At 57.4% G+C, this 11875-nt stretch carries 9 protein-coding genes and 1 pseudogene; 5 read left to right on the top strand and 5 right to left on the bottom strand.

Annotated elements, in window-relative coordinates:
* Window positions 1-137: 137 nt before the first annotated feature.
* Entirely contained in the window at window positions 138-767 is a 630-nt protein-coding gene (locus tag ACQ4OB_RS13540; RefSeq protein ID WP_102615474.1) for a dTMP kinase, read from the bottom strand.
* 261 nt (window positions 768-1028) lie between these two features.
* On the bottom strand, window positions 1029-3311 hold the full coding sequence (locus ACQ4OB_RS13535; RefSeq protein ID WP_430955832.1) for a heavy metal translocating P-type ATPase: 2283 nt from the start codon (window positions 3309-3311) through the stop codon (window positions 1029-1031).
* A 413-nt stretch (window positions 3312-3724) separates the two neighbouring features.
* On the opposite strand from ACQ4OB_RS13535, the pseudogene ACQ4OB_RS13530 reads away from it, so the two are divergent.
* Window positions 3725-5093: pseudogene (locus ACQ4OB_RS13530) on the top strand (basic amino acid/polyamine antiporter).
* A gap of 86 nt (window positions 5094-5179) precedes the next feature.
* Complete coding sequence (locus tag ACQ4OB_RS13525; protein ID WP_102615477.1) at window positions 5180-5722, top strand: Hsp20/alpha crystallin family protein; 543 nt, start codon at window positions 5180-5182, stop codon at window positions 5720-5722.
* A gap of 118 nt (window positions 5723-5840) precedes the next feature.
* On the opposite strand, the gene ACQ4OB_RS13520 is transcribed toward ACQ4OB_RS13525, so the two are convergent.
* The 3 genes from ACQ4OB_RS13520 to ACQ4OB_RS13510 all read right to left on the bottom strand — a co-directional run bounded on the left by ACQ4OB_RS13520 (window position 5841) and on the right by ACQ4OB_RS13510 (window position 8577).
* Window positions 5841-7229 (bottom strand): MBL fold metallo-hydrolase RNA specificity domain-containing protein, encoded by a 1389-nt coding sequence (locus ACQ4OB_RS13520; RefSeq protein ID WP_430955831.1) that lies wholly within the window; start codon window positions 7227-7229, stop codon window positions 5841-5843.
* A 99-nt stretch (window positions 7230-7328) separates the two neighbouring features.
* Complete coding sequence (locus ACQ4OB_RS13515; RefSeq protein ID WP_430955830.1) at window positions 7329-8249, bottom strand: universal stress protein; 921 nt, start codon at window positions 8247-8249, stop codon at window positions 7329-7331.
* A gap of 73 nt (window positions 8250-8322) precedes the next feature.
* Window positions 8323-8577, bottom strand: coding sequence for an Lpp/OprI family alanine-zipper lipoprotein (locus tag ACQ4OB_RS13510; RefSeq protein ID WP_102615480.1), 255 nt, complete (start codon window positions 8575-8577; stop codon window positions 8323-8325).
* 234 nt (window positions 8578-8811) lie between these two features.
* Here ACQ4OB_RS13510 and ACQ4OB_RS13505 point away from each other — a divergent pair, with 234 nt between their 5' ends.
* From ACQ4OB_RS13505 to ACQ4OB_RS13495, 3 genes are all read left to right on the top strand, one after another.
* A complete protein-coding gene (locus ACQ4OB_RS13505; protein ID WP_076031102.1) occupies window positions 8812-9459 on the top strand; it encodes a BON domain-containing protein in 648 nt (215 codons plus the stop codon).
* A 63-nt stretch (window positions 9460-9522) separates the two neighbouring features.
* Window positions 9523-11391 (top strand): ATP-dependent zinc metalloprotease FtsH, encoded by a 1869-nt coding sequence (ftsH, locus tag ACQ4OB_RS13500; RefSeq protein WP_430955829.1) that lies wholly within the window; start codon window positions 9523-9525, stop codon window positions 11389-11391.
* A gap of 39 nt (window positions 11392-11430) precedes the next feature.
* On the top strand, window positions 11431-11856 hold the full coding sequence (locus ACQ4OB_RS13495; protein ID WP_102615482.1) for a potassium channel family protein: 426 nt from the start codon (window positions 11431-11433) through the stop codon (window positions 11854-11856).
* The last annotated feature ends 19 nt before the right edge of the window (window positions 11857-11875 follow it).

Here is an 11875-nt window from a genome sequence, read left to right as displayed (position 1 = left end):
CAGAACATAGTAACGGCCTGCCTATGAACATATGACATGGCCCACTTGTTAAATAATGTGTCAGGATGGAACTTCTACCAAAGCTCCTTTCCTTCAATCCTGCCAATGATGCTATTTCAACGGCTATCTCAACCGCATCACGCCCTGTGCAGCGAGCTGCGCTGGACTCTATAGATCTCAGAAACCACCTGCATCGTTGCGTCTTCGATTGTTCCTTCATTACGGCAAAGAACCCAGCCGTGATCTGCAATCGCTCGCTCGAACGCCTTGGTACAAGCGACATGTTCTTCCAGCTTATGGATCACCGTACTGCTCAGCCCGCGCCGACGTGCCGCTGCCCTCGCCCATGAAATTTCAGGGGCGGTGACAACCCCGACATGCAGGTCAGGCACTCGGACGTTTCGATCAATGTTCAACTGTAGAATCTCTGCAAACGGGACTATCCGGCGAAACGCGGCATCAGACGGGTACCAGCGATCGATCAAGATGATGCTGCCGGGTGGCTGTTTAGCCAGCACGTGCTGGGAAATCCAGGTACGGCTATCAGCAAAACGCGCACAAACCTCCAACTCCAAATCCCGGGTGGGATCTCTGACGAGTTTGTTAACGAGGGCCATTGTTTCCCCCCTGTAAGGATCACTTTTTTTCTCGCAAAGCCGGATCACCTTTTTGTTATCGGCCCTCAGGGCTTTCGTAACGGCCTCCAGCAGTGTGGTTTTGCCGGCGCCCTTGGGTCCATCTAGAGAAACAAACAGCGGACGATTCATTCTTCACATGACGATTGATATACGGTTTTTTTTGCCCCTGTTCGTTCGCTGGCGTCGCTTGGTGCAACTATGCGAATCGAGTGGAGGGTCCTGATGAACAGACACTGACGAACACTCTAACCTGCTTTCTGGCTAACGGGTCTCAAATCCAGGGTTACAGCCGCTTGTGAACATCGGTCATCCCTATTTGAACCGGGCCGCAGGTCATGGGCTGATCCTGGGCCTTACTCATTTCATTCCCTTTTGCAGGACTTGAATGCCTTAGCGCCAATCCAGATAACGAAACAGTTCCTCCTCCTGATCAAAGTGCAGTCGCACGAGGGTATCCAGACGAATCAGCTGATGCTGAATCTCATCAGCAGGTGCCGTTGCGGGGTCGGAACTGAAGTCGCTACTCATGCGCGTCAGTAAATGGATAAGGCGAAAAATCTCCCGGTGAGCGTGGCTCATAGCCGACATCGGGTCCTCGCCGGGCATGCTTCGCGTCAGCAGCGGATACAGTGTGTTTTCATCTTCGTGTTCATGCCGCGCCAGTGATGTTTGCAGCTGGTTGACCAGTTCCACCAAGTCGGTCTGTGCTTGCGCAAGTGGGCGCTGGGCAAAGTCATTGGCCAGTTGATGCAGATCGCTCAGTACGGTGGACAGTTGCTGGTGTTCGTCTTGCAGGCGATCGATATGTTCTGCGGCAAGCTTTCGTTTCCTCAGCCCCCACAACGGCCCCAGTGCCCGCAAGGCATTAAGGATAATCACCACGTCGATACCCTCCTGCACCACGGCGCCAATCAGCGGCGGCAAGTAACCGAGGGCTGCCACGGCCATGGCCAGCAACGACATTCCCATGCCGATCAGCACACCCTGGCGGGCGATGTAGCGGGTGCGTCGGGCAATGTCCAGCGCTTCGACCAGACGATCCAGACGATCCACCAACAGCACAACACCCGCGGCTTGTGCAGAGGCAGTGGCACCGCTGGCTCCCATGGCCACGCCGACATTGGCCGCCGCCAGCGCGGGGGCGTCGTTGATGCCATCACCGACCATCAATGTGCTAGTGCGCAGGCAACCTTGCTGTACAGCACGCACTTTATCCTCAGGGGTCAACCCGGCACGCAGTTCGTCAATCCCGGCAGATAGGGCAATCATTTCGGCGGTTTCCAGGCGATCTCCGGTGAGCATGACGATCTTTTCGATGCCCCTATTGCGCAGTCGACGCAGAGTTTGTGGAGTCTCGCGCCGAACCTTGTCCGAGAAAACCAGCAGGCCCGCGAGTTTCTCATCCACGTCGATGAAGCTTCCACTGCACGCCAGGTAGTCCATGTGCCGCAGCATGGCGGCGACCCAGTCAGTTTCAGGGGCGTCTTTGTGAGCAAAAGGCAACGTGCCGAAACGCACCTGCACGCCGTCGACGAGCCCACAAAGCCCAGAACCTGGGCTTTCTTCTACTCCCTGGGGGGCGCTGAGAGGCAATTGGCGCTGAAGCGCAGCTTCAACAATTGCCTGGGAGATAGGATGCGTCGAGGCCTGCGCCAGCGAAGCGGCCAGGCCAAGCAGGCGCTGCGGATCGGCCAGTCCATTGACCTCTATCGACTGCAGACGGGCATGGCCGCTGGTCAGCGTGCCGGTCTTGTCGAGGAACACCTGCTTGACCCCAGCCAACGCTTCCAGGGTCGCGCCGTCCTTGATCAGGATCCCGCGCCGCGCAGCTCTGGAAATCCCCGACATGATGGCAATCGGTACTGCCAGAATCAAAGGACAAGGTGTCGCCACCACCAGCACCGCCAGCGCTCGCAAAGGATCACCACTCAATTGCCAGGCCAATCCGGCAATCAGCAACGTCAGTGGGATGAAGAACAGTGCATAACGGTCGGCCAGACGCACGAAAGGTGCGCGCGAACGGCGTGCCTCCTCGGCCAGCCGCACTATGCCGGCATAGGTACTCTGCGCGGCCGTTCGCGTGGCAATTAGCAGGATGGGCGCACCGACATTCGAAACGCCGCTGTGCACTTGCTCACCTTCTCGACGGGTGACGGGCAACGACTCACCACTGAGCGCTGATTCGTCCAGAATCGCCGCAGGACTCAGCAGGCGCCCATCGACCGGTATCACCTCCCCCAACCGCACCAGCAATGTTTGATTTAACTGGACCTGCTCAACCGGAATCTTGCGTAAACCGCCCTCCTCCTGTAACCAGGCAAAACGTGGCGCACGGTCGATGAGCGCACGTAGTTCACGCTCGGCATGCTGCTTGGTGAAAAACTCCAGAGTCCGGCCGGACGCCAGCATCAAGGCAATCACCGCCGCCACGAGCGTCTGCTCAAAGACCAGGGCGGCGGTGATCGACATCAGCGCAATCAGGTCCACGCCAGCCTCGCGTCGAGCCAGACGCCTGGCAATCTCGATGAGCAATACCGCGGACATCACCAGACTGCCTGCTGCCCAGTACATCGATGCCCAATCAGGTTTCTGCGCAACATACGCGATGCCGCCGGCCAGCAGCGTCAATGCGGTGAGCAGCAATAGAACGGGGTCCAGCCACTTGCTGAGCATCGAAGTGAGCTCCTCAAAAAGCGATTTGCATGCATCGCTGTAAAAACAACTGCCGCTCATCGAGGTAGAGCTTAGGACTCGAATGTCTTTCGTGTCCGCCGGGCGTAGCAATTGACGCGTTGGAGACAATAGAGGGGCATGGCTGTGCCCGGATAAATCGGCTGATTTCCCACTTTCTGATCTATATCAAACAGACGTTGGACGTTCACGCAGAAATTAGAGTCAGCATTCGCACCATCGCATGCGATGAGTGCAGACACTCTCGTTTCGTGGAGACTCCCATGGCTACCCACCTGCAAGGCACCCAGCCGGTCGTCCCGCCGACTGCCAGCCACCCCCTTGCGGCCAGTTTGCGAAAGGTGGAACCCAAGCGCCTGTCCCTGAGCCTGCTGATTGCCCTGGTGGTCGGCTCGATGATTGGCAGCGGTATTTTCAGCCTGCCACAGAACATGGCGGCCAGTGCGGGGGCCGGGGCGATCCTGATTGGTTGGCTGATCACCGGCGTCGGCATGTTGTCGCTGGCGCTGGTTTATCAGACCTTGTCCAACCGCCAACCGCCAACCGGCGCTGGATAACGGTGTGTTCGCCTACGCCCGCGCCTTGGGTGGCGAATACCTCAGCTTCAATTCAGCGTGGGGCTATTGGATCAGTGCCTGGATCGGCAACGTCAGCTATCTGGTGATTTTGTTCGCCGCCCTGAGTTATTTCTTCCCGCTGTTCGGTGAAGGCAACAACAAAGCGGCGATTGCCGGGGCGTCCGTGGTGCTATGGTCATTGCACTGGATGATTCTCCGGGGCATGCACACGGCGGCGCGCGCCAACGCGTTGACGACGGTGGCCAAGATCGTGCCGTTGTTGCTGTTTATCGGTCTGGTGATTGCAACTTTTCAGCGTGAAACCTTCAGCGTCGACTTCTGGGGCTCGCCCGCGCTGGGCAGCACCCTCGATCAAGTCAAAAGCACCATGTTGGTGACTGTCTGGGTGTTCATCGGGATCGAGGGCGCCAATGTGTTCTCTGCCCGCGCAGCGGAGCGGGCCAATGTCGGCCGCGCCACGGTCATCGGCTTTGTCATCACCCTGTTGCTGTTGATTGCAGTGTCGTTGCTCTCGTTGGGCATTCTCAGACAACCTGAACTGGCCGCCCTGAAAAACCCTTCGATGGCCGGCGTGCTTCAGGCTGCCGCCGGGCCGTGGGGCGCGGTGCTGATCAGCATTGGCTTGATCATTTCGGTGGGTGGCGCCCTGCTCGCCTGGACGCTGCTGGCGGCGGAATCGGTGTTCACACCGGCCAAGGAAAAGGTCATGCCAGGCGCGCTTGCCGTGGAAAACACCCAGGGTGTGCCGGCCAATGCGCTGTGGATCACCAACGGCTGCATTCAACTGTTCCTGTTACTGACGTTGTATTCGAGCGCCAGTTACCTCGCGCTGATTTCCCTGGCCACCTCAATGATTCTGCTGCCGTACCTGTTCAGTGGTCTGTATGCGCTGAAACTGACCTGGCAGGGCCAGACCTATGCCGGCCACCGCGCTCTGCAACTACGCGACATGGCCATCGCCTCGGTCGCCACACTGTATTGCCTGTGGCTGCTGTATGCCGCCGGGCCTAAATACATGTTGCTCAGCGCTTTGCTGTACGCCCCCGGTTCGTTGATCTATCTGGCCACCATGAAGGCTCGTCAGGGGCAACCGCTCAGCGGCCCCGAGACGGGACTGCTGATCATTATCTGGACGGCGGCAGCCTATGCCGGCTGGATGCTGTGGTCCGGGACGGTGGCCATATAAAGCCAGTCTTCGAGTTCTGTTCTTTCCAGGGTGGACTGGTTTAAGGGATGTTTGCAGCCTGCCCTTTACCCAAGAGGATTAGTGAAATGAGCAATTCTGTAAAAAAAATGCCGGTGGCTACCGACGACAAAACCAGTCAACACCCGATGGCAAACGATCTTTGGCGGCCGCTGGAAAAACTCCGGCAGCAGGTCGATCACCTGTTCGATGACTTCAATCGTGGTTCGGGTCTTTCCCCCTTTGGTCGTGGGCTGTTCGATGTTGAACCGTTCTGGCGTCGTGAACCGATTGGACGTGGCATGCCAGCCGTAGACATCACTGAGAAGGATAAAAGCTTCGAAATCACCGCCGAGTTACCCGGTATGGATCAGAAGAACATCGAGATCAAGCTGTCCAACGGCAGCCTGATCATCAAAGGGGAAAAGAAAGAGGACAAGGAAGAAAAACGGAAGGGCTATTATCTTAGCGAACGTCACTACGGTTCCTTCGAGCGGGTGTTCAGCCTACCCAAGGGGGTCGATACCGACAAAATCGATGCGAGTTTCAGCAAAGGCGTGCTGAGCATCTCGCTGCCGAAAAAGCCCGAAGCCATGAAAGCGGATCAAGTCGTTTCAATTAAAGGCGATTGAGTCTGGCGCCGCCCTGCCCAGCCGGGAAACCGGTTGGGCAGAAGTGCTGTCAATGAGCGGTAATAAACATTCCTCCTGCCAAAGGGGGCAGGCTTCAAACCGGCGAGGACATCTTTAGTCAGCGCGATGCGGTTACAGGCGCACTGATGGCGTCGAGCTCAACACTGTCGCGGTACTCCGGCACCGACACCGACCAGCCCAATTCCAGGCTAATGCGTCGACGCAGTACATCCGAAGCATTCGGCTCGCCATGCACCACGTAAGTGTGTTTCGGCGGCCGCTTGAATCCGCGCAGCCATTGCATGATTTCATCGGCGTCGGCGTGCGCGGACAGTGTTTCCATCGGCACCACTTCAGCCCTGATCGGCACATCCTTGCCGTGAATGCGCACCGAAGGCGCGCCTGCGACAATTTGCGCGCCACGAGTACCGCCGGCCTGGAATCCAGGTACGAGTAACGTATTGATCGGGTTGGGGGCCAGCGCCTTGAGATGGTGGATCACACGCCCCCCCGTGGCCATGCCGCTGGCAGCGATAATTACCGCCGGGGTGCGTTGCTGATCCAGTTTGATCGAGTCAGCGGTGGAGCGCACGAACTGCGCGACGTGACACATGCCTTCGCATTCTTCGGGGGACAAACGGTGCTCACTGCGAAAACGCTGGTACAAACTCGTGACGTCGGTTGCCATCGGGCTGTTGAGATAGATCGGCAGATCGGGAATCGCGTGTCGTTGTTTCAGCCGATACAGGTGGTACATCAACAGTTGGGCGCGCCCTACTGCGAACGACGGAACCAAGGTGATGCCATGACGCAGCGTGGTGCGGGTGATGACTTCGGCCAATTGCGCCTCCGGCGACTCGACCGGATGTTTGCGATCACCATAAGTCGATTCCACGAGCAGGTAGTCAGCCTGCTCGACAGTTTCTGGAGCGAGCATCAATGGATCATCTGGCCGTCCCAGATCCCCTGAACAGACCAGCGTGATGCCATCGGCGATCACCTCCACCGTAGCCGCGCCCAATATATGCCCCGCGCAACGAAGCTGGATGGTCATGCCCGGGGCAATTTTGACCCTGTGATGCAACTCCACTGGTCGCAACAGTTTCAGTGCCCGCTCGGCATCTTGCTCGGTATAAAGCGGCAACGCCGGGTTGTGCCGGGAGAAACCATGCCGATTGGCGAACTCGGCGGCCTCTTCCTGCAGGCGGCCGCTGTCCAGTAGCAGGATCCGCACCAGCTCACAGGTGGCGGGTGTGGCATAAACCGGACCGCGATAACCGCTACGCACCAATACGGGCAGGTAGCCGCTGTGATCCAGATGGGCATGGGTAAGGACGATGGCGCCGAGGTTGCCAACCGGGAGCTGGAACGGGTCCCAGTTATGCAATCGCAGCTGTTTATAGCCCTGGAACAGGCCGCAATCGATCAGTACATGTTGGTCGCGATGTTCCAACAGGTATTTGCTGCCGGTGACCGTGCCTGCTGCACCAAGAAATGTCATTCGCATGGCCGTTTCCTTGAACATTCATGGGAGCTCTATTGATTGCTCCTTTTGGCGCAAGAACAGTTGATTTTTATCAACCGGGGGTGCGACCGGATCGTCGTTTTAGTCAAGCCAAGGCAATGGTTTTACGATTGTCAAGCTGCACGGGGCCCTGTTCAGCACGCTCTCGGCAGTACTGCCGATCAACCTGTCGATTCCGTGGTGATAGACCGTACCCAGCACCACCATGTCGAATGCATTCTGTTGGGCGAAAGATCCGATCACTTTGTGGGGAATGCCGGTCAGTAGATGTTGGCATTTTTTTTCAATGCCATAGCGTTCGACAAGCACCTCAAAAGCCTCCTCCTGGGCATCGTTGACCGCGTCTCTCAAACTGTCATCCAGACTCGATGTCGGCACACTCCGCGTCGCGTCGCCCATCACTGACCAGTTGTTGACGTTCAACACGTGCAAGGCGGCGTCACAGGAGGCCGCCAACGTTGAAGCCAGGTCGAGAATCCGGTCATTGAGCCCTTGGGTCAGTTCCTCCAGATGGGACAGATCGATGGTCGCGAGAATTTTCAACGGTTTGGGATTTTCAGCTTCTGTAACCAGATGCAAGGGTGCGGGACAGTTGCGCAGCAACAGCCAGTCCAGAGGACGATGGAATGCGCGGTCGAGTGCAGGTACATGCTGGGTGTCCTTGATCACCAGATCCGCATGGAAGTCATTGACATACTCAAGGATATTTGCCGGGGTGGACCTGGCCCAGACAACCTCGGTGGTTACCGGCAACCCGATGCATCGTTGGAACCGGGCTTGCTGCTCCAGCCAATGTCGATGCACCTGTAAGTAGCCCTCCCGTGCCTGGGCCATCGCATCGTGATCAAACAGCCCGGCCACCGCCAGCGCCTGCACATAATCGAACGCGACGATGTGCAATATGGCTCCGGTGGCACAGGCCAGCGCGTGCGCCCGGTCAAACGCTGGAGTGCGGGTCATTTCGGTGGGGGCAATCAATAGGATACGTTTAAGTTTAAACATCACAGACCTCTTCCTTGGCTTATCTGCCCGAGTGCAAACCCGACTTCCTGTCGGGAGTTCGTGCAATAGTTCATTACTTGCGAGTCGCCTTGTCGGTCATCCGACTGGCACGCACCTTGTCTTCATCGGCCGTGCGTAGCGCCTGGCTAGCCGTTGCCTGCGCCTGCTCCGCCTTCATGTAGGCCTCATCGGCCCGGAGTCTGGCCGTTGCGGCATTGTTTTCCGCAGACTCCAATCGGGCGTCGAATTCCTGAGTGCGCTTATTACTGCAACCGGCAGTCACTGCTACCAGAACGCTCAGCAATACAAAGGGCAAGCGCTTATTCATGACTTTTTCCTCTTGGTTTATCGCAACTGGAAAAGCTTCGGATCGGTGCCCCAAGTATCTGACTCCATCAGTTGCACACTCTGATTTTTGTCAACTAATGGCCTGCTGGCGATTAGTGAGGAACTCACTGAAGCCTTGTTGATTTAACTCAATGTCCTGGCGTCGTTCAGGCGTAAAAAAAAACTACCGGGCATTTGCGCCCCATCAATACCGCATCAAACAGAGGACACCGCCATGACTGATTTGAGTCTGCGTAAAACTATTTTGGAGGAGCTTGAGTTCACGCCTGAAATCGACGCTGCCAGCATTGGCGTTGCCGTGGACAATGGCGTTGTCACCCTCTCCGGTCACGTCAACAGCTATGCCCAGAAAGTCAGTGCAGAGCGCGCGGTAAAAGGCATCAAAGGGGTACGCGCTGTTGCCGAAGAAATCCAGGTCAGGCTGGAGAAAGGCGCCGGCACAGCGGACGACACCATCGCGACCCGCGCCTTGAACATCCTCAAGTGGAGCGTCGACGTACCCGACGGTGACATTAAGGTCATCGTGCAGAACGGGAGGGTCACCCTTGAAGGCGAAGTGGACTGGCAGTACCAGAAAGAAGCCGCCGAGCGCGCCGTGCACAAATTGTCCGGCGTGGTCGGTGTGGACAATCGACTCACCCTCGTCCCTCGGGTAGACGTGGTCGATATCCAGCATCGCATTGAAGAAGCCCTCAAGCGCAACGCAGAAGTCGACGCCCAGGACATTCACGTCAAGGTCGATGGGGATGTTGTGCGACTGGAAGGCAACGTTCATTTGTGGCGCGAGCGCCGCATCGCGGAACGGGCCGCCTGGTCGGTGCCGGGGGTAAGGGAGGTGGACGATCATTTGCGCCTTGTTTGAGCCAATCCCCCTGGCACCTGCGATCTGCCTGTTGGACCCAGGCCTCCTTTCTGAGTGAATTTCATGAAAAAAAATCAGCAATGGAACCTGTCCTACTTCGCGATCGCGTTTATCGTGCTCACCCTCGGTCAATTTCTGTTTATTGATAGTCGTGTCGTACAAAGCATTCCATACAGCCAGTTTCTGCAACTGCTGAACGAGCAAAAGGTCAGCGATTTACGAGTCGAGAAGGATCAGATCAGCGGCAAACTGCAGGAACCCATTGACGGGCACGACTTGTTCTCCACTGTGCGGGTCGATCCGGTGCTGGCGAAGGATCTCGCTCAATCGGGTGTCGGCTTTACCGGGGTCAACGAAAACACCTTTTTGAATGGACTGCTGGGCTGGCTGCTGCCGTTTTTCCTGATCATGGTGATCTGGCATTTTCTGTTTCGCGGCATGGCGGAAAAACAAGGCATAGGCGGATTGATGAACATCGGCAAGTCCCGAGCCAAGGTGTTCGTGCAGCGTGATACCGGGGTGACCTTCGCCGATGTCGCGGGTATCGATGAAGCCAAGGCCGAGTTGGTAGAAATCGTCTCTTTTCTTAAGGACAAAGCCAAATATGCACGCTTGGGGGCGCACATTCCCAAGGGCACGTTGTTGGTCGGTCCGCCGGGAACCGGCAAAACCCTGGTGGCGAAAGCCATCGCGGGTGAAGCCGGTGTGCCGTTTTTCTCGATCTCGGGGTCGGAATTTGTCGAGATGTTCGTGGGCGTGGGTGCCGCCCGTGTACACGACTTGTTCGAGCAAGCACGGCAGGCGGCGCCCTGCATCATCTTCATCGACGAACTTGATGCGCTGGGCAAAATGCGAGGTGTTGGCGCATTTGGCGGCAATGACGAAAAGGAGCAAACCCTCAACCAGTTACTGGCAGAGCTGGACGGGTTCGATCCCCGTGAAGGCGTTGTACTACTGGCCGCGACCAATCGACCAGAGATCCTTGACCCGGCACTGTTGCGAGCCGGCCGGATCGACCGCCAGGTGCTGATTGATCGCCCGGACCGTAAAGGCCGGCAAGCGATCCTCAAGGTCCATCTGCAAAAAATCACTGTGGAGCCCGGTCTGGATGGCGAGCGTATTGCCGACATCACCACGGGCTTCACGGGCGCTGATCTGGCAAACCTGGTCAACGAAGCGGCCATCGTGGCCACTCGTCGTGGCGCCGAAGCGGTCAGCCTTAATGACTTCACGGCGGCAGTGGAACGTATCGTTGCGGGGGTTGAACGCAAGAGCAGCGTGCTACACCCCGACGAGCGCCAGGTGGTGGCGTATCACGAAATGGGGCATGCCTTGGCTGCCAGTAGTCTGCCCGCCATGGACCCCGTCCACAAAGTTTCAATTGTGCCGCGCGCCATTGGCTCGCTGGGCTATACGCTGCAGCGCCCGACCGAAGATCACTTCCTCATCAGTTGCCAAATGCTCAAGGACCGGATCGTCATCCTGATGGCCGGACGCGCCGCCGAATACCTTGCTTATGGCCAGATTTCTACCGGGGCTGCCGATGATCTGGCTCGTGCCACTGATATCGCCAGACAATTGATCACCCGGTTTGGCATGAGTACCGAACTCGGACAGTCGGTTCTGGAACGGCAAAACACCACCTATCTGGGCGAACGTATGCAGAGCGTTGGTGAGAAAGACTATTCGGAACAAACGGCCAGGGAAGTTGACCTGGGTATTCGTGCCCTGCTCGATGAAGCCTATGGGCGGGCAAAAGCCCTGCTTGACAGTCGTCGGGGTGATCTGGACGCCGGTGCACACTTGTTGCTGGAAAAAGAAACCCTGACGCCCGAAGAGTTTCCACCGCTCATGCCGATCAAACCCGTCCCCGCCATCCACCCAGCTGACCGTGACGCCCCCCTGAGAACCTGTCTTGATGACATCCCTTAGTGCGGACCGCTACGCATCCGCTACCGCCGGAGGTTCGCCATGCTGGCAGTCACCTTGATCAATACACTGGTGGTCATCATTGTTGTGGTGATCCACTACGAATGCCTGTTGCGCCTGAACGATTGGCTGCCGCGGCTCAAGCTTTGGAGCCGTTTCAGGATTGTCGTCGGGGTATTCGGCGCCCTGCTGGCCCACGCGTTAGAGGTCTGGTGCTTCGCGCTGGTCTATTACCTGATGGTGCGCTCCGGCGAATGGGGCGGCCTGACCGGCAACTTCGACGGCTCGCTGCTGGACTGCGTGTACTTCTCCTTCACGACCTACACGACAATCGGTTTCGGCGATATTTCACCCGTGGGTAATCTCAAGTACCTGACCGGCCTGCAGGCATTGACCGGTCTGGTACTCATTACCTGGACAGCATCATTTCTATTTCTCGAAATGCAGAAGTACTGGAAGAGAAAATAGGTGTACGCACTTCCATCAG

The sequence above is a fragment of the Pseudomonas sp. ES4 genome (assembly GCF_050586665.1).
Taxonomy (GTDB): domain Bacteria; phylum Pseudomonadota; class Gammaproteobacteria; order Pseudomonadales; family Pseudomonadaceae; genus Aquipseudomonas; species Aquipseudomonas frederiksbergensis.
The sequence above is the reverse complement of the archived record's forward strand: the minus strand, read 5'-3'. Positions and strand labels throughout refer to the sequence as shown.

Coding starts and splice junctions, on each gene's coding strand:
- ACQ4OB_RS13540 (WP_102615474.1), bottom strand. CDS start 767: ATGAATCGTCCGCTGTTTGTTTCTCTAGATGGACCCAAGGGCGCCGGC.
- ACQ4OB_RS13535 (WP_430955832.1), bottom strand. CDS start 3,311: ATGCTCAGCAAGTGGCTGGACCCCGTTCTATTGCTGCTCACCGCATTG.
- ACQ4OB_RS13525 (WP_102615477.1), top strand. CDS start 5,180: ATGAGCAATTCTGTAAAAAAAATGCCGGTGGCTACCGACGACAAAACC.
- ACQ4OB_RS13520 (WP_430955831.1), bottom strand. CDS start 7,229: ATGCGAATGACATTTCTTGGTGCAGCAGGCACGGTCACCGGCAGCAAA.
- ACQ4OB_RS13515 (WP_430955830.1), bottom strand. CDS start 8,249: ATGTTTAAACTTAAACGTATCCTATTGATTGCCCCCACCGAAATGACC.
- ACQ4OB_RS13510 (WP_102615480.1), bottom strand. CDS start 8,577: ATGAATAAGCGCTTGCCCTTTGTATTGCTGAGCGTTCTGGTAGCAGTG.
- ACQ4OB_RS13505 (WP_076031102.1), top strand. CDS start 8,812: ATGACTGATTTGAGTCTGCGTAAAACTATTTTGGAGGAGCTTGAGTTC.
- ftsH (WP_430955829.1), top strand. CDS start 9,523: ATGAAAAAAAATCAGCAATGGAACCTGTCCTACTTCGCGATCGCGTTT.
- ACQ4OB_RS13495 (WP_102615482.1), top strand. CDS start 11,431: ATGCTGGCAGTCACCTTGATCAATACACTGGTGGTCATCATTGTTGTG.